Consider the following 17301-nt stretch of genomic DNA (forward strand, 5'->3'; position numbering starts at 1 on the left):
CTCGGAAGACAACTTTCGAGGGGTTTTTCTTTATTCAAAATAAAAAACAGAAGGAACACAATATGTCAGACAACAGACTTCGCATTGCAATGCAGAAAAAAGGACGTTTAAGCAAAGATTGCAGTGAATTACTCAAACAGTGCGGCGTGAAAATCACTTGGAACGAACAGCGTTTGATCGCTTATTCCGAAAATCTGCCGATTGAAATTTTACGCGTACGGGATGACGATATTCCAGGACTAGTGTTTGACGGCGTGGTGGATCTCGGTATCATCGGCGAAAACGTGTTGGAAGAGGAAGAATTAGGGCGTTTATATGCTGGCGAGTCGGTCGAATATAAAAAGCTCCGTACCTTAGATTTCGGCGGTTGTCGTTTATCATTAGCGATTGATCGCGACCGCACCTACAACGGCGTGCAAGATTTCAAAGATGCCCGTATCGCTACCTCTTACCCAAACTTACTCAAACGCTATATGGCAGAACAAGGCGTGCCGTTTAAAAATTGTCTATTAACAGGCTCGGTAGAAGTGGCGCCAAGCGCAGGACTTGCCTCGGCGATTTGCGATTTGGTTTCCTCTGGGGCAACTTTAGAAGCAAACGGTTTAAAAGAAGTCGAAGTAATCTATAAATCCAAAGCTTGCCTGATTCAACGTGCCGAACCGTTAGACGCTGATAAACAAGCTCTCGTCGATAAACTTCTCACCCGCATTCAAGGCGTACAACAAGCTGCCGAATCTAAATACATTATGCTCCACGCCCCGAAAGACAAACTCGAAGAAATCACCGCATTGCTACCGGGTGTGGAAAATCCGACGATTCTCCCTCTTGCACACGATGATTCCAAAGTTGCTATGCACGTGGTCAGCCAAGAGAACTTATTCTGGGAAACGATGGAAAGCCTCAAAGAGATCGGGGCTAGCTCGATTTTAGTGTTACCGATCGAGAAGATGATGGAGTAGTTTAAGAAATTTGTGTAGGGGTGGGGTTTATCCCCACCCGTAAACGCAGCGTGATATTCGGGCGGGGATAAACCCCGCCCCTACGATAAAATTAAGTAAATACTACATAATACAAAATTATGCGTAACCTAGTACGGCTTTGCCGTGCTAGGCAAAAAAGGAACGATAATATGCAAACCCTAATTTGGAATAATTTAACCGAAACGGAAAAACAACAAGCCCTTACCCGCCCTGCGATTTCCGCATCAAGCGACATCAAAAGTGCGGTGGAAAATATCGTCAATTTAGTGAAAACCGAAGGCGATAAGGCGTTATTTGAACTAACAGCAAAATTCGATAAAACCGAACTTAACAGCCTTGTAGTATCAAAAGAGCAGATCGAACAAGCGACAAAACGCATTTCAGATGAACTAAAACAAGCAATTCAAAATGCCTACCGCAATATCAAAACCTTCCACGAAGCGCAAAAACCGCAAGTCGTGGATGTGGAAACCCAAGCAGGGGTGCGTTGCCAAGTACTGACTCGACCGATTCAACGAGTCGGGCTGTATATCCCAGGTGGTTCAGCCCCCTTGTTTTCAACGGTGTTGATGCTCGCCATTCCCGCCAAAATTGCCGGCTGTCAAAAAGTGGTGCTTTGCACACCGCCGCCGATTGCCGATGAGATTCTCTACACCGCCAATTTATGTGGCGTTGAAACTATTTACGCCGTAGGCGGTGCGCAGGCGATTACGGCGATGGCGTTCGGCACAGAAACGGTGGCGAAAGTGGATAAAATCTTCGGGCCGGGCAACGCCTTTGTGACCGAAGCCAAACGCCAAGTCAGCCAACAGCTCAACGGCGCTGCGATTGATATGCCGGCAGGGCCTTCGGAAGTATTGGTGTTAGCTGATCAATTTGCCGATCCTGATTTTGTCGCCAGCGACTTGCTTTCCCAAGCGGAACACGGCGCCGACAGTCAAGTGATTTTGGTCACGGATAGCCCTGAGCTTGCTCAAGCCACCGAACAAGCCATCGAACGCCAACTTGCAAAATTACCGCGCAAAGAGACCGCTTGTAAGGCACTTTCGCATAGTCGGGTATTTATTGCCGAAGACTTACAACAGTGTGTCCAAATCAGCAACGCCTACGCTCCCGAACATCTAGTGGTGCAAGTGGAAAATCCACGCGCATTGCTCGATCAACTGGATAACGCCGGCTCGATTTTCTTAGGGGCATACAGCCCCGAAAGTATGGGCGATTACGCCAGCGGCACTAACCACGTACTACCAACTTACGGCTACACCCGCACCTATTCCAGCCTTGGTTTAGCGGATTTCTGCAAACGAATGACCGTGCAAGAACTCACTCCGCAAGGCTTTAAAGATTTGGCAAAAACGGTAGAACTGATGGCAAGTGCGGAGCAGTTGGAAGCGCATAAGCAGGCGGTGTCGATTCGATTGGAAAAATTAAAATAAACAGTAGGGACACACTGAGTGTGTCCGAAAAATAAATAATCGGAAGTATTAACGGACACACGCAGTGTGTCCCTACAACAGGAAAAACAATATGACAATCTCACAACTCTCCAGAAAAAACGTCCAATCTCTAACTCCATATCAATCCGCACGCCGTTTGGGTGGTTCGGGGGATGTGTGGCTGAATGCGAATGAATATGCGCTTTCGCCAAACTTTGATTTAACCGACCGCACTTTTAACCGCTATCCTGAGCCACAACCGCAAGCGGTGATTGAAGGTTATGCCACCTATGCCGGCGTTGCGCCTGAAAATGTGCTGGTTAGCCGCGGTGGTGATGAAAGTATTGAGTTAATTATCCGTGCTTTTTGCGAGCCGACCGACAGTGTGTTGTACTGCCCGCCGACTTACGGAATGTACAGCGTGTCGGCAGAAACTTGTGGCATTGTGCTCAAAACTGTGCCTTTAACTGCCGATTTCCAACTGAACTTAACTGAAATCGAACGCAATTTGGACGGTGTGAAAGTGGTGTTTGTGTGTAGCCCAAACAACCCAACAGGCACGCTCGTCAAGCGGTCGGATTTGCTCAAACTTTTGCAAATCACCGCAGGCAAAGCGATTGTGGTGGTGGACGAAGCCTATATCGACTTCTGTCCGCAAGCGACAATGGTCAATGAACTGCCAAATTATCCGCACTTAGCCATTATCCGCACGCTCTCCAAAGCTTTCGCCCTTGCTGGCTTGCGTTGTGGCTTTACTCTTGCTAATGCTGAATTGATTAACGTGCTACAAAAAGTCATCGCCCCTTACCCGCTCCCTGTACCTGTCGCCGATATCGCCACTCAAGCCTTGAGCGCACAAGGTATCGAACAAGTCAAACAACGGGTGGAAGAGGTTTTAACACTGCGCGCCGATTTGCAAAAAAATCTCGAAAACTTACCGCTTGTAGAAAAAGTCTTTGAAAGTGATGGCAACTATTTGCTGGTCAAATTCCAAGATGGTCCAAAAGTGTTCAAAGCACTGTGGGAGCAAGGGATTATATTAAGAGATCAACATAAAGCATTAGGATTGGCAAACTGTATTCGGATTACTGTAGGAACGAAAGAGGAAAATGCGAGAGTAGTGGAGGCGATTGGGGAAGTAAGAGTAATATAGGCACCCCCCGTACTACGTACGGGGTTAATCTAGTTGCATTGCTCTGCAATGCAGGATTGGAGATACATCTTGAGTTATACCAAAGCGATATACCATATTATTTTTCGTACAAAATTCGGAACTCCAACAATTTGTGAAGAAAATGAAAAACAGCTATATAACTACATTTGGGGAATAATCAAAGAATTAAAATGTGATTTATACCAAATAAATGGAATGCCTGATCATCTTCATTTATTAGTTGATTTACATCCGATGATTTCAATCGGCGAATTTGTGCAAAAAATTAAGATCAGTTCACATAACTGGATTGATCAAAATAAGACGTTATTTCCTGATTTTTATGCTTGGTCGATAGGCTACTGTGCCTTGACATATAGCGAGCTAGAAAAAGAAAAAATCAAGAATTACATCAAAAAACAAAAAGAGCATCATAAATCACAAAACTTTATGGATGAAACTAAATTTCTTCTGACATCGGCAGGAATTGAAATTAACGAAAAATATTTCGAAAGAGACATATAATTTATGTAACAAGAGTGCAGAGCACTCTCACTAGATTAACCCCGTATGCAATACGGGGAAAAACAACAGCAAAAAAGGAAAAAATTATGCAACCAACCCTTTTCATCGACCGTGACGGCACGTTAATTGACGAACCAAAAACCGATTTTCAAATCGACAGCTTAGAAAAACTCAAATTTGAGCCGAATGTGATCCCAGCCTTACTTAAGCTCAAACAGAAATACCGTTTTGTGATGGTCAGCAATCAGGACGGCTTAGGCACTAGCTCATTTCCGCAAGAGACTTTCGACAAACCGCACAATGCGATGATGGAGCTATTCCGCTCGCAAGGCATTGAGTTTGATGACGTGTTAATTTGCCCGCATAAGCCTGAAGACAACTGCGATTGTCGTAAACCGAAAACCAAGTTGTTGCAAAAATACATTGAGCGAGAACTCTTCGATCCTGCCACCAGTTTTGTGATTGGCGACCGTGCCACGGACGTTCAGTTGGCGGAAAATCTCGGTATTCGTGCCTTGCAATATCACCCTGAAAAATTAAATTGGGATTTAATCGCAGAGAAACTGCTAGGCGAAGCTGTCACTAACATTGGCGAACGCCAACCACGTTATGCAGAAGTGGTACGCAAAACCAAAGAGACCGACATCAAAGTGCAAGTATGGCTGGACGAAACTGGCGTGAACGACATCAAAACCGGCGTAGGCTTTTTCGACCATATGCTCGACCAAATCGCCACCCACGGCGGTTTTAGAATGAACATCTCGTGCAAAGGCGACCTCTGGATTGACGAACATCACACGGTCGAAGATACCGCACTTGCCCTCGGCGCCGCCTTAAAACAAGCTATCGGCGACAAACGCGGCATCGCCCGTTTCGGTTTCGTGTTGCCAATGGACGAATGCAAAGCTCAATGTGCTATGGATTTATCCGGCAGACCATTTATCAAATTCAAAGCGGAATTTAAACGTGACAAAGTCGGCGATTTCAGCACAGAATTGACAGAGCATTTCTTCCAATCCATCGCTTTCACCATGCTCGCCACCTTGCATATCAAAGCCAAAGGCGACAACGACCACCACAAAATCGAAAGCCTGTTTAAAGTATTCGGCAGAACCTTAAGACAAGCTATCCGCATTGAAGGGAATGAATTGCCGAGTAGTAAAGGAGTATTGTAATGTTGTAGGGGCGAATTATATTCGCCCTAAAGTGCGGTTGGATTTTGCAAAGTTTTGGGAGAATTTGACTGCTTGTTCTATAAATTCAAGAGAAATTAAATGAAAAAAACACAAATTAGAAGAATTAAATTGGAACTAAAATGCTCAATAAATTAGATCAATGGCTTATTTATCATCAAACTAATAATCAGTTGAAAGGCATACAACGTTTTTGTGTTGAATTTCTATTTTTTGGTTTAAAAGAAGCCAGAGCGTGTTTATTTGCTGGATTATTTTTTATTGCGATGTTTATGATTCCTAAGGAAGGAATCTGGAATATACCCCGTTACGATTTATTGTTAATTTTTGCATTAGCCGTACAAGGGATTATGTTCTGGACAAAATTAGAAACTCTCGATGAAATAAAATCCATTACCTTATTTCATCTTATTGGTTTTATTTTGGAATATTTTAAAACATCAAGCAGTATACAATCTTGGGCGTATCCTGATTTTGCTTATACTAAAATTGGTGGTGTACCATTATTTACCGGTTTTATGTATGCAGCGGTAGGAAGTTATATTATTCAGGCGTGGCGATTATTTGATTTAAAAATAAAAAGCCATCCACCTTATTGGCTATCAACCTTAGTTGCTATACTGATCTATTTGAATTTTTTTACTCATCATTATATTGGTGACTATCGCTGGTATTTAGCTGCATTTGCAATGGGATTATATGCACGCACTTATGTTTATTTCACCCCTTACGATCGCAAGCGAAGAATGCCGCTTTTATTAGCATTTGCATTAATTGGCTTTTTTATTTGGTTAGCTGAAAATATCGGAACGTTTGTCGGCATCTGGCAATATCCAAACCAAATGGGAGCATGGACAATAGTACATTTAGGAAAATGGGGAGCTTGGTCGCTTTTAATTGTGATGACATTTACTATTGTGGCAAATTTAAAACATATTAAAAAAACTATTCGTATTTCAAGAGATTGATTTTGCAAAAATTTGTAGAAATCAGACCGCTTGTAACAAGTGGAAATAGTAAGGAAAAAACATGCTCACAGCCAATACTTTAACCACCGACATCAAACAAATCATCCTACAATCCCGTGAAACCGCTATCCGCTCGGTGGATTTCCATCGGGTGCTGATGTATTGGCATATCGGCAAGCGGATTTTTGAAGAAGAACAGTAAGGGCAAGATCGCGCGGATTATGGCGCTTACTTAATCAAATCCCTTGCACAACAGTTACAGCCTGAATTTGGTAGTGGTTTTTCTGCTCGTCAATTGGAACGTTATCGCCAATTTTATCGTGCGTTTCCAATTGCGTCCGCACTGCGGACGCAATTGAACTGGACGCAATATAAGTTGCTACTTTCTCTTGATGATGCAGATAAACGTGAATTTTATATTGCGGAAAGCGTGAAAAATAACTGGAGTTCGCGTCAGTTGGAACGGCAGATTTACAGCAATTTGTACGAACGTTTATTGCTAAGCAACGATAAAGCCAGTGTGCTTGCGGTGGCGAGAAATGAGGCGGTGCCGACCGATCCGAGACAGATTATTAAAGATCCGATGGTGTTGGAGTTTTTAGGCTTACGCCGTGAAAGTGCTTATTATGAGAAGGATTTGGAGCAAGCGATCATTACCCATTTGCAAGATTTTCTGTTGGAATTGGGCAACGGCTTTTCTTTTGTGGCGCGCCAAAAACGCTTGCATTTAGACGGCGATGAATTCTTTGCCGATTTGGTGTTTTACAACCGCTTGCTGCAATGTTTTGTGGTGATTGAAATTAAAACCCACAAACTTACGCACCAAGATTTGGGGCAGTTGCAGATGTATGTCAATTATTTTGACCGTGTGGAAAAACTGCCCCACGAAAACCCGACTATCGGTATTTTGCTTTGCGCCGATAAAAATGATGCGGTAGTCAAATTCAGCCTACCTGAAAACCAAAAACAAATTTTCGCCAGCCAATATCAGCTTTATTTGCCGACAGAAAAAATGTTATTGGACGAAATGCAGAAAGAAATTGAGAGCTTTGAGCAAAAAGTGGAAGAGCAAAGAGCGGTTTATTTTGCACAAAGACGGGATTAAAGTGCGGTTGGGATTTGTGAAGTTTTTGCGAGATCTGACCGCTTGTATAATTAATTGATAGGAATAATAAAATGACTAAAAATTTAAAACCAATTTTTTGGAAATTATCTCAAGGAACAAGTGTTGATTTTACATTTGAAGATATGATTTCGAGTATTGATGAAAAACTGGTTTATGTGCATCGTCAAACGGGAGCTAAGGGAACATCATCAACTACACAAGTAGAAGATTTTGTAAGTGCAGCTATCGGAGACTATTTTTATCTAACTCATGGAAATAATGGTATTTATTTATTGGGGCAATTTACTGGCCCTGTAAATTATTTCACTAAATTTGAAGATGATTGGATGGAACGACCATTTAGACTAATCCGAAAATCACTTAAAATTTCTCCTTATAAAGGACAAAGAAAGTGGTGGACACCAACAGAACCTTCAACGTTTATTCAAATTCCAGAAGATGAAGAAGAGCTTTTTGAAGAGTTAATTCTTAAACCATATTTTGATTTGTCGTTAGAGCGTTTTAGACATTAGGATAATATAAAATGATCAACCTAGTAATCATCGACACAGGCTGTGCAAACCTGTCTTCTGTAAAATTTGCATTCGACCGTTTGGGTATTCAAGCGGAAATTAGCCGTGATTTGGCGAAAATCAAATCGGCGGATAAATTGCTGTTACCGGGCGTGGGGACGGCGATTGCTGCGATGAAAAATCTGCAAGATCGTCAGCTGATTGAAACCATCCAAAATGCTACTCAACCGATGCTTGGGATCTGTTTGGGGATGCAGCTGATGACGGAGTTTTCCTCGGAGGGTAATGTGGAAACCTTGCGCCTGATGAACGGCAAAACGGAGTTAATTCCGAATACAGGCCTGCCGTTGCCGCATATGGGCTGGAACCGTGTGCGTTATGCGGCGGATCATCCGTTGTTTGCCGGCATTGAGCAAGACAGCCATTTCTATTTCGTGCATAGCTATGCGGTGTTGCCGAATGAAAACACTATTGCGACCAGCAACTATGGCGTGGATTTTTCGGCGGCGATTGCGAGCAAAAACTTTTATGGCGTGCAATTTCACCCTGAACGTTCGGGCAAAAATGGGGCGCAGTTGTTGAAAAATTTTGTGGAGAATATTTAATTCGTAGGTACGGGGTTTATCCCCGCCCGCATCCAAATTAAACTCAAACGGGCGGGGATAAACCCCGCCCCTACAAGCGGTCAGATTTTAGAATAAATTTACAAAGGCACGAGCGAGAAGCTCGTGCCAGCAAGATAACAGGAAACACAACATGAAAAAATCCATAATTATCCCCGCCCTTGATTTGATTGACGGTCAAGTGGTGCGGTTGTATCAAGGGGATTATGCGCAGAAAACCTTGTATAGCGATAATCCGATTGCGCAATTTCAAGATTATGTAGCACAAGGTGCGGAGCAACTGCATTTGGTCGATTTGACTGGTGCAAAAGATCCGAGCAAACGTCAAACCAAGCTGATTGGCGACATTATTGCAGCGGTGAAATGCCCAATTCAAGTGGGCGGCGGTATCCGCTCGGAGCAAGATGTGGCGGATTTATTAGCGGTGGGGGCGAACCGCGTGGTGATTGGCTCAACGGCGGTGAAAGAGCCCGAATTGGTCAAAGGCTGGTTCCGCAAATACGGTGCGGACAAGTTTGTATTAGCGTTGGATGTGAACATCAACGACCAAGGTGAAAAACAGATTGCCGTGAGCGGTTGGCAGGAAAATAGCGGTGTGTCATTGGAAGCTTTGATTAACGATTTCCGCGAAGTTGGTTTGCAATATGTGCTATGCACCGACATTTCCCGCGACGGCACCCTTGCAGGCTCAAATGTGGATTTATATCGCGAAGTGTGCGAGGCTTTCCCTGAAATCAATTTTATTTCTTCCGGCGGTATCGGCTCGTTGGCGGATGTGGACGCATTGAAAGGCAAGGGCGTAGGCGGTGTGATTATCGGGCGTGCGTTATTGGAGGATAAATTTAATGTGGCGGAGGCAATCGAATGTTGGCAAAACGGATAATCCCTTGTTTAGACGTGCGTGACGGGCAAGTGGTCAAAGGTGTGCAGTTCCGCAATCACGAAATTATCGGCGATATCGTACCGCTTGCTAAACGCTATGCGGAAGAAGGGGCGGACGAATTGGTCTTCTACGATATTACTGCCTCATCAGACGGCAGAACGGTGGATAAAAGCTGGGTGGAGCGGGTAGCGGAAGTGATCGACATTCCGTTCTGTGTGGCGGGTGGCATTAAAACCATTGAGGATGCGGAGCAGATTTTTGCCTTTGGTGCGGATAAAATCTCTATAAATTCGCCCGCACTTGCGGATCCTGATCTGATTTCCCGCCTTGCAGATCGCTTTGGCGTGCAAGCCATTGTGGTAGGTATTGACAGCAGGTTTGAGAAAGAAACAGGTAAATATTGGGTGAATCAATACACAGGCGATGAAAGCCGCACGCGCCAAACCAACTGGCAATTGCTTGATTGGGTTGTCGAAGTACAAAAACGTGGCGCAGGCGAAATCGTGCTGAATATGATGAACCAAGACGGTGTACGCAACGGCTATGATTTAGTCCAACTGAAAAAAGTGCGTGAAGTGTGCCACGTACCGCTGATTGCCTCGGGCGGTGCAGGCGAAATGGTACACTTCTATGATGCCTTTGTGGACGCCAATGTGGACGGTGCGCTGGCGGCAAGCGTGTTTCATAAGCAGATTATCAATATTGGGGAGTTGAAGGAGTATCTGGCTCAGCAAAATGTTGAGATCCGCCGTTAGTACCTAGGAAAAAACAAGGATTAAAGAATGATAAACACAATAGACTGGCAAAAAGTAGATCAATTACTCCCCGTGATCGTCCAAAACGCTCAAACCTGTGAAGTCCTAATGCTGGGTTATATGAACCAAGCAGCATTAGACAAAACATTAGCCGAGAAAAAAGTGACCTTTTTCTCACGTACCAAACAACGTTTATGGACGAAAGGGGAAACCTCGGGGCATTTCTTAAACGTGGTGGATATGAGCTTGGATTGTGATAACGATACCTTGCTGATTTTAGCCGATCCGATTGGAGAAACCTGTCATACAGGGGCAGAAAGTTGTTTTCATCAGTTTGAAACCCAATCCGAAGGCGATTGGACGTGGTTTAGCAAATTAGAACGCACCCTTGCTGAGCGTAAAAACGCCGATCCTGAAAGCTCTTACACGGCAAAACTTTATGCCAAAGGCACGAAGAAAATTGCACAGAAAGTGGGCGAAGAAGGGGTTGAAACCGCACTGGCTGCGATGGCGAAAGCTCGCGAAGAATTAGTTAGCGAAGCGGCAGATTTGGTTTATCACTTAACGGTGTTACTCCATAATGAAAATCTGGCGTGGCAAGATGTGATTTTGAAATTAAAAGAACGGCATCAGGGCATAGGCTTACATCCTGAAGGTTCAAATAAATAAGAAATATGCTAATAGAGAACAATCTTCTTGTTATGTCTAATTAACTGAATTTGAAATTTTATAGTATCATTGTCATCAATGAACTTCACAAGCGGTTCGATCTTCTCTATTTTTTGCAAAATAGGATTAAGATCCGACCGCTTTATTTTATCTGGATTTTATCAATGCAAGAAAACTACTATCGCGGACGATTTTCTGTTGCACCAATGCTTGATTGGACAACTCGCCACTGTCGCTATTTTCACCGTCAATTTACTCAACATAGCTTACTTTATAGTGAGATGATTACCGCACCCGCAATTTTGCACGCGAAATATGATCTGCTTGCTTACGATCCCACAGAAAATCCTGTGGCGTTGCAATTAGGGGGGAGCGATCCTGAACAGTTAGCGAAATGTGCAAAATTAGTGGAAGAACGGGGCTATGCGGAAATCAATCTGAATGTCGGTTGCCCATCAGATCGTGTTCAAAATGGTATGTTTGGTGCCTGTTTAATGGGAAAAGCGGATTTAGTCGCTCGCTGTGTAGAAGCAATGAAAAAAGAAGTGAGTATTCCTGTTACCGTTAAACATCGTATTGGCATTGACGATCTAGATAGCTATGAATTTCTATGTGATTTTATTGAGAAAATTCAGCCTTATTGTGACGATTTTATTGTCCACGCACGTAAAGCGTGGCTGTCAGGCTTAAGCCCGAAAGAAAATCGTGAAATCCCACCGCTTGATTATGAGCGAGTCTATCAACTCAAACGGGATTTTCCACATCTTAAAATGAGCATTAACGGCGGGATTAAAACGATTGAAGAGATCAAACATCACTTGCAATTTGTTGATGGTGTGATGGTCGGGCGTGAAGCCTATCAAAATCCGTCTTTGCTTGGTTATATTGATCGAGAGCTGTTTGACCCAAATGCCGAGATTGTTACACCAAAACAAGCCGTTGAAAAAATGCTACCTTACATTGAACAGCAACTTTCACAAGGCGTTTATCTCAATCACATTGTCCGCCATATTCTTGGCGCATTCCAAAACTGCAAGGGTGCAAGACAGTGGCGTAGGCATTTAAGTGAAAATGCTTGCAAGCAAGGAGCTGGTGTGGAAGTGGTAACTGAAGCATTGAAATTTGTGGAAATTGAATGAAAGTCTACTTTTTTACTTTGATATTATGCTTAGGTTTTTTAGCAAGTGCTAATGCGAACATTGAGCAGAAAAATCAACAAAATCAACACTATTCATCTGATACGCTACTGCTCTTTTATGATGAAACAGGAAAGCAAGCAGTATTAGATGCGATAAGAAACTATCAAGCCGATATTGTTTATGAGTACCAAAACTTCAACAGTTTTGCAATTCGCATACCTAAAGAAAAAGATATTGAACAAGCCAAAATATTTTTTTCACAAGTAAAGGGGATACTGAGTGTAGAAAAAGATCAGATTATGCAATTACATTAATTACAAGCGGTCAGATTTCGATAAAATTTTGCAAATTTTTTGCTTTTCCCCTTGAAATATCAAATCAAGTCACCAAATACCCACCGTTGCGTCACGTTAGGTGACGCAAAATTTTTCAATCAATTTTAGGAGCAACTCAATGAAAATTCGTCCGTTACACGACAAAGTGATTTTAAAACGTGAAGAAATCGAAACTAAATCTGCAGGCGGTATCGTTTTAACTGGCTCTGCGGCAACTAAATCTACTCGTGGTACTGTGATTGCCGTTGGCAATGGTCGTACTTTAGATAATGGCACTGTGTTGCCGTTAAATGTGAAAGTCGGTGATGTGGTGATTTTCAATGAATATGGCGTGAAAGAAGAAAAAATTGACGGCGAAACAGTGTTAATTCTTTCTGAAGACAATATTTTAGCAATCGTTGAATAACTTTTTCCTCTCCCCCGTTTACGGGGGAGAGACAGACAAAATTGCGTTCAGCAATTTTGGCAGAGAGAGGGAATTATGCCCTCTCCCTCCGAAAATTCTTCGAATTTTCTCCACCCTCTCCCGTAAACGGGAGAGGGAAAATAAAACTAATTTATAGGAACATAAAAAAATGGCAGCAAAAGATGTAAAATTTGGTAACGACGCTCGTGTGAAAATGTTAAAGGGCGTAAATGTATTAGCAGATGCAGTAAAAGTAACTTTAGGCCCGAAAGGTCGTAACGTAGTATTAGACAAAGCTTTCGGTGCTCCAACCATCACTAAAGACGGTGTATCTGTTGCTCGTGAAATCGAATTAGAAGATAAATTCGAGAATATGGGTGCGCAAATGGTTAAAGAAGTTGCTTCTAAAGCCAACGATGCAGCAGGTGACGGCACAACAACTGCAACAGTACTTGCTCAAGCTATCGTAAACGAAGGCTTAAAAGCGGTTGCAGCCGGTATGAACCCGATGGATTTAAAACGTGGTATCGACAAAGCAGTAGCAGCGGTTGTTGAAGAGTTAAAATCGCTCTCTAAACCGTGCGAAACTTCAAAAGAGATTGAACAAGTTGGTACGATTTCTGCGAACTCAGACAGCACTGTGGGTAAATTAATTGCTCAAGCGATGGAAAAAGTGGGCAAAGAAGGCGTAATCACTGTTGAAGACGGTACAGGTTTAGAAGATGCATTAGATGTGGTTGAAGGTATGCAATTCGACCGTGGTTACTTATCACCATACTTCATCAATAAACCGGAAGCAGGCACGGTAGAATTAGAAAATCCATACATTCTTTTAGTGGATAAGAAAATTTCAAATATCCGTGAAATTCTGCCTGTATTAGAAGCCGTAGCAAAAGCGGGCAAACCGTTATTGATTATCGCAGAAGATATCGAAGGCGAAGCATTAGCAACTTTAGTTGTGAACACGATGCGTGGTATTGTGAAAGTGGCTGCAGTGAAAGCACCTGGCTTTGGTGATCGTCGTAAAGCGATGTTACAAGACATTGCGATCTTAACTGCGGGTACTGTGATCTCTGAAGAGATCGGTATGGAACTTGAAAAAGCGACTATCGAAGAGTTAGGTCAAGCAAAACGTGTAGTGATTTCAAAAGACAACACCACCATCATTGACGGCGTTGGCGATGAAGCACAAATCAAAGGTCGTGTAGCTCAAATCCGCCAACAAATCGAAGATTCAACCTCAGACTATGACAAAGAAAAACTACAAGAGCGTGTGGCTAAATTAGCCGGCGGTGTTGCAGTAATCAAAGTCGGTGCTGCAACTGAAGTTGAAATGAAAGAGAAAAAAGATCGTGTAGATGATGCGCTTCACGCAACTCGTGCGGCTGTGGAAGAAGGTATCGTTGCAGGCGGTGGCGTGGCATTAGTACGTGCTGCAAGCAAAGTGGCTGATGTAGTGAAAGGCGATAACGAAGAACAAAACGTAGGTATCCGTTTAGCACTTCGTGCAATGGAAGCACCACTTCGCCAGATCGTAACAAACGCAGGTGAAGAAGCCTCTGTTGTTGCTCGTAACGTAAAAGATGGCAATGGTAACTACGGCTATAACGCTGCAACAGAACAGTATGGTGATATGTTAGAAATGGGTATCTTAGACCCAACTAAAGTAACTCGCTCTGCATTACAATTTGCAGCCTCTATCGCAGGTTTAATGATTACCACGGAATGTATGGTAACAGACCTACCAAAAGAAGAAAAAGCTGACCTAGGCGCTGGAATGGGCGGCATGGGTGGCATGGGCGGAATGATGTAATTTTGCCCAAATAACGATAAAGGCATAGTCTCAGTTTTACGACTATGCCTTTTTGTTTGATATATTCTTTTTATATATTCTTAGGTTAGTGGTTAGCTACTTTCAAGCGATAACGTCTATCCATCATACAAAGTATGCCACCAATGGACATAAACAAGCCACCGAACCAAATCCAACGGATAAACGGTTTGTAGTATAAACGTACGCCCCAAGAACCATCTTCTAAACGTTCACCTAAGGCTGCATAGAGATCTCGACTAAATCCCCAGTCAATCGCAGCTTCGGTCATACCCATTTTACTAACGTTGTAAAAGCGTTTTTCTGCGTGTAGCGTGGCTTCATATTTACCATCTCGATGAATTTCAATATCCGCTGTGCCACCAATGTAGTTTGCCCCATTTGAGTCGCGAATACCCTTAAAGGTAAAGCTGTAATCTAAAATTTCAACTTTGTCGCCAACATTCATTCGTACATCTTTTTCGATACTGTAATTTTGGCTAAAGGCAATGCCAAACACGGTCATTGCAACCCCTAAGTGAGCCAATACCATTCCCCAATGGGAGCGAGAAAGTTTCAAAATACCTTGTAAGAAGCTGTGACGATGTGTTGCTCGTTGATGTAGTTCATACAAACTCAGTGCCACGATAATCACAGACATCATTGTCCCTAATACAACGCTGACCGTAATTTTGCTGGCAAAAAGATAAGGCAACCCAAAGCCGAGTAATGCCATTACGGCTAATGAAATGAGTACAGGCTTACGGATAGCAGAAACCTGATCTCGACGCCATTTTACAAGCGGTCCGATCCCCAATAAAAATGCAAAAGGCACCATTAAGATCATAAACATTTGATCGAAGAAAGGCGCACCGATAGAAATTGTTCCTAAACCAATTTGCTTATGAATTAACGGCAAAATCGTGCCTAAAAAGACCACCGACAAAAACGCCATTAACAGCACATTATTGAGTAGTAACATTGACTCTCGTGAGTAACGCTCTGAATTATCTAAGCTCTTAATTTTACTGCCTTGATAAGCGTAAAGTAGTAGCGAACCGCCAATCACAACCACGAGATAAGCCAAAATATATAAGCCCCGAGTTGGATCAGAAGCAAAAGCGTGAACCGACACTAAAATCCCTGAACGCACTAAGAATGTGCCGAGTAAACAGAGTGAAAAGGCAAGAATAGCCAACAATACCGTCCACGCTTTGAAAGTACTACGTTTTTCCGTAACGGCTAAAGAGTGAATTAATGCAGTACCGGCAATCCACGGCATTAGCGACGCATTTTCCACAGGATCCCAGAACCACCAACCGCCCCAGCCAAGCTCGTAGTATGCCCACCAAGAGCCGAGTACAATGCCTAATGTTAAAAATACCCACGCCGCCATAGTCCAAGGACGTGACCATCTCGCCCAAGCGGTATCAAGACGACCCGTCATCAAAGAAGCAATAGCAAAAGCAAAGGCAACAGAAAAGCCCACATAGCCCATATACAGTAATGGCGGGTGGAAAATTAAGCCAACATCTTGCAACATCGGATTAAGCTCCCGACCATCAACAGGAAAATCAGGGAAAGTTCGGTTAAACGGGTTAGACGTAAACAGAATAAAGACTAAAAAGCCAATACTGACCAAGCCCATTACGCCCAATACACGAGCTACAGCTTCTTCAGGCATTTGTCTGCTGAATGTCGCAACAGCAACGCTCCAAAGGGAAAGTAGCCAAATCCAGAGTAACAAAGATCCTTCGTGAGAACCCCAAACAGCAGAAAGGCGATACTCTAGCGGTAAAGTACTGTTTGAGTTATTCACCACATACTGCACGGTAAAATCATTGACGGCAAACAGATAAAAAAGCGAGCCAAACGAAATAGACAAGGCTAAAAAAACCGCCCAGGTCATCGGGCGAGCTAACGCAATCAGACTTGCATTTTGCTTATGAGCACCAACAAGCGGTAAGATCGCCAATAAAATTGCCAATGCGAGAGCAAGAGCAAGGGTATAGTTACCTAATTCAGCAATCATTTATTTTCTCCAGACGGCTGAGAGATCTGCGTTGCATCACGTTCTGATTTTCCTTTCAGATCGGCTTCTGAAATCCCCATCGGCTGATGTTGCTTTTTCATCTGATCGCCTAACTCAGGTGGCATATAGTTTTCATCGTGTTTGGCTAACACTTCTGTCGCTTTCAGTTTGGTTGGCTCAACTAAAGTACCTTGTGCCACAATCCCTTGCCCTTCACGGAATAAGTCAGGCAAAATCCCTTCATATTCCACCTGAATTGCAGGCCCAATATCATTGAGATCAAAGGTCACTTTAAGGGTTTTCTCATCACGTTTCACTGAACCATCAACCACCATACCCCCAACTCGAATACGCTGTCCAACTTCAGGCTTGGTTTTCGGGTCATCATTTTTACCATAGATAATCTCTGATGGCGTATAGAATAAGTCAATGTTTTGGCTTAACGCATATAGGGTTAAACCAACAGCAACGGCAAGCCCACTTAACACTGCCATCACCACTTTCAATCTAGATTTGCGTCTTGGGTTCATAAAAACCTCGTTGTAATCACTCAAAAATCAAATAGAAAAATTAAAGTGCTATCCTAGCAAAAAAACCGACAAGAATCGTCAATTATTCTTATGTCTTTTGATTTAAATAGAGTTTTTATAAAAAGAAAGCGGAGCTACGTTTTTACAAGCGGTCAGATTGTTGAAAAATTTTGCAATTTGCAGAAGTTTATTGAGATCGGACTGTTTGTCTTAGTCCAATCTCCTT

17 protein-coding genes, 1 pseudogene and 1 other annotated feature (1 of these 19 only partly in view) are annotated in these 17301 nt (G+C 43.0%); of the genes and pseudogenes, 16 read left to right on the top strand and 2 right to left on the bottom strand.

All coding sequences use genetic code 11. The features are described 5' to 3' along the window. Positions 1–31, top strand: a sequence feature (His leader region); it begins 101 nt to the left of the window's first position. A gap of 31 nt (positions 32–62) precedes the next feature. The 16 genes and pseudogenes from hisG (at position 63) to groL (ending at position 14516) form a co-directional block, all read left to right on the top strand. Next, on the top strand, positions 63–959 hold the full coding sequence (gene hisG, locus EXH44_RS07830; RefSeq protein ID WP_162856966.1) for an ATP phosphoribosyltransferase: 897 nt from the start codon (positions 63–65) through the stop codon (positions 957–959). A 170-nt stretch (positions 960–1129) separates the two neighbouring features. Beyond that, complete coding sequence (hisD, locus tag EXH44_RS07835) at positions 1130–2416, top strand: histidinol dehydrogenase (RefSeq protein WP_162856967.1); 1287 nt, start codon at positions 1130–1132, stop codon at positions 2414–2416. Between the two features lie 91 nt (positions 2417–2507). Further along, positions 2508–3569: a histidinol-phosphate transaminase gene (hisC, locus tag EXH44_RS07840; RefSeq protein WP_162856968.1), complete on the top strand. Its 1062-nt coding sequence runs from the start codon at positions 2508–2510 to the stop codon at positions 3567–3569. Positions 3570–3638: 69 nt separating this feature from the next. Next, a complete protein-coding gene (gene tnpA / locus EXH44_RS07845) occupies positions 3639–4094 on the top strand; it encodes an IS200/IS605 family transposase (RefSeq protein ID WP_162856969.1) in 456 nt (151 codons plus the stop codon). An 86-nt stretch (positions 4095–4180) separates the two neighbouring features. Further along, the gene (gene hisB, locus EXH44_RS07850) at positions 4181–5269 is read left to right on the top strand and encodes a bifunctional histidinol-phosphatase/imidazoleglycerol-phosphate dehydratase HisB (RefSeq protein WP_162856970.1); all 1089 of its coding nucleotides are present in this window, start codon (positions 4181–4183) and stop codon (positions 5267–5269) included. Positions 5270–5409: 140 nt separating this feature from the next. After that, the gene (locus EXH44_RS07855) at positions 5410–6255 is read left to right on the top strand and encodes a DUF817 domain-containing protein (RefSeq protein ID WP_162856971.1); all 846 of its coding nucleotides are present in this window, start codon (positions 5410–5412) and stop codon (positions 6253–6255) included. A gap of 61 nt (positions 6256–6316) precedes the next feature. Continuing rightward, positions 6317–7360: pseudogene (locus EXH44_RS11070) on the top strand (PDDEXK nuclease domain-containing protein). Positions 7361–7431: 71 nt separating this feature from the next. Beyond that, a complete protein-coding gene (locus EXH44_RS07865; RefSeq protein WP_162856972.1) occupies positions 7432–7893 on the top strand; it encodes a hypothetical protein in 462 nt (153 codons plus the stop codon). 11 nt (positions 7894–7904) lie between these two features. Beyond that, complete coding sequence (gene hisH, locus EXH44_RS07870; RefSeq protein WP_162856973.1) at positions 7905–8498, top strand: imidazole glycerol phosphate synthase subunit HisH; 594 nt, start codon at positions 7905–7907, stop codon at positions 8496–8498. Positions 8499–8649: 151 nt separating this feature from the next. After that, on the top strand, positions 8650–9399 hold the full coding sequence (hisA, locus tag EXH44_RS07875) for a 1-(5-phosphoribosyl)-5-[(5-phosphoribosylamino)methylideneamino]imidazole-4-carboxamide isomerase (protein WP_162856974.1): 750 nt from the start codon (positions 8650–8652) through the stop codon (positions 9397–9399). Further along, entirely contained in the window at positions 9381–10154 is a 774-nt protein-coding gene (hisF, locus tag EXH44_RS07880) for an imidazole glycerol phosphate synthase subunit HisF (protein ID WP_162856975.1), read from the top strand. The genes hisA and hisF overlap by 19 nt, the downstream gene beginning before the upstream one ends. A gap of 27 nt (positions 10155–10181) precedes the next feature. Beyond that, positions 10182–10823, top strand: coding sequence for a bifunctional phosphoribosyl-AMP cyclohydrolase/phosphoribosyl-ATP diphosphatase HisIE (gene hisIE / locus EXH44_RS07885; protein ID WP_162856976.1), 642 nt, complete (start codon positions 10182–10184; stop codon positions 10821–10823). A 164-nt stretch (positions 10824–10987) separates the two neighbouring features. Continuing rightward, complete coding sequence (dusA, locus tag EXH44_RS07890; protein ID WP_162856977.1) at positions 10988–11962, top strand: tRNA dihydrouridine(20/20a) synthase DusA; 975 nt, start codon at positions 10988–10990, stop codon at positions 11960–11962. Then, positions 11959–12276 (top strand): protease inhibitor I9 family protein, encoded by a 318-nt coding sequence (locus tag EXH44_RS07895; RefSeq protein ID WP_162856978.1) that lies wholly within the window; start codon positions 11959–11961, stop codon positions 12274–12276. Before dusA ends, EXH44_RS07895 begins: the two co-directional genes overlap by 4 nt. 139 nt (positions 12277–12415) lie before the next feature. Then, the gene (locus EXH44_RS07900) at positions 12416–12703 is read left to right on the top strand and encodes a co-chaperone GroES (protein ID WP_005713186.1); all 288 of its coding nucleotides are present in this window, start codon (positions 12416–12418) and stop codon (positions 12701–12703) included. A gap of 169 nt (positions 12704–12872) precedes the next feature. Further along, complete coding sequence (groL, locus tag EXH44_RS07905) at positions 12873–14516, top strand: chaperonin GroEL (RefSeq protein WP_021111239.1); 1644 nt, start codon at positions 12873–12875, stop codon at positions 14514–14516. Positions 14517–14601: 85 nt separating this feature from the next. On the opposite strand, the gene EXH44_RS07910 is transcribed toward groL, so the two are convergent. Beyond that, positions 14602–16545, bottom strand: coding sequence for a heme lyase CcmF/NrfE family subunit (locus EXH44_RS07910; protein WP_162856979.1), 1944 nt, complete (start codon positions 16543–16545; stop codon positions 14602–14604). Further along, positions 16542–17075: a cytochrome c maturation protein CcmE gene (ccmE, locus tag EXH44_RS07915; protein WP_162856980.1), complete on the bottom strand. Its 534-nt coding sequence runs from the start codon at positions 17073–17075 to the stop codon at positions 16542–16544. Before ccmE ends, EXH44_RS07910 begins: the two co-directional genes overlap by 4 nt. Positions 17076–17301 lie beyond the last annotated feature (226 nt).

The sequence above is a fragment of the Actinobacillus indolicus genome, from assembly GCF_004519515.1.
GTDB classification, from domain to species: domain Bacteria; phylum Pseudomonadota; class Gammaproteobacteria; order Enterobacterales; family Pasteurellaceae; genus Glaesserella; species Glaesserella indolica_A.

Bases quoted from the DNA above. Each gene is read 5' to 3' on its own strand.
- hisG (WP_162856966.1), top strand. From the start codon at position 63: ATGTCAGACAACAGACTTCGCATTGCAATGCAGAAAAAAGGACGTTTA.
- hisD (WP_162856967.1), top strand. From the start codon at position 1,130: ATGCAAACCCTAATTTGGAATAATTTAACCGAAACGGAAAAACAACAA.
- hisC (WP_162856968.1), top strand. From the start codon at position 2,508: ATGACAATCTCACAACTCTCCAGAAAAAACGTCCAATCTCTAACTCCA.
- hisB (WP_162856970.1), top strand. From the start codon at position 4,181: ATGCAACCAACCCTTTTCATCGACCGTGACGGCACGTTAATTGACGAA.
- EXH44_RS07855 (WP_162856971.1), top strand. From the start codon at position 5,410: ATGCTCAATAAATTAGATCAATGGCTTATTTATCATCAAACTAATAAT.
- EXH44_RS07865 (WP_162856972.1), top strand. From the start codon at position 7,432: ATGACTAAAAATTTAAAACCAATTTTTTGGAAATTATCTCAAGGAACA.
- hisH (WP_162856973.1), top strand. From the start codon at position 7,905: ATGATCAACCTAGTAATCATCGACACAGGCTGTGCAAACCTGTCTTCT.
- hisA (WP_162856974.1), top strand. From the start codon at position 8,650: ATGAAAAAATCCATAATTATCCCCGCCCTTGATTTGATTGACGGTCAA.
- hisF (WP_162856975.1), top strand. From the start codon at position 9,381: ATGTTGGCAAAACGGATAATCCCTTGTTTAGACGTGCGTGACGGGCAA.
- hisIE (WP_162856976.1), top strand. From the start codon at position 10,182: ATGATAAACACAATAGACTGGCAAAAAGTAGATCAATTACTCCCCGTG.
- dusA (WP_162856977.1), top strand. From the start codon at position 10,988: ATGCAAGAAAACTACTATCGCGGACGATTTTCTGTTGCACCAATGCTT.
- EXH44_RS07895 (WP_162856978.1), top strand. From the start codon at position 11,959: ATGAAAGTCTACTTTTTTACTTTGATATTATGCTTAGGTTTTTTAGCA.
- EXH44_RS07900 (WP_005713186.1), top strand. From the start codon at position 12,416: ATGAAAATTCGTCCGTTACACGACAAAGTGATTTTAAAACGTGAAGAA.
- groL (WP_021111239.1), top strand. From the start codon at position 12,873: ATGGCAGCAAAAGATGTAAAATTTGGTAACGACGCTCGTGTGAAAATG.
- EXH44_RS07910 (WP_162856979.1), bottom strand. From the start codon at position 16,545: ATGATTGCTGAATTAGGTAACTATACCCTTGCTCTTGCTCTCGCATTG.
- ccmE (WP_162856980.1), bottom strand. From the start codon at position 17,075: ATGAACCCAAGACGCAAATCTAGATTGAAAGTGGTGATGGCAGTGTTA.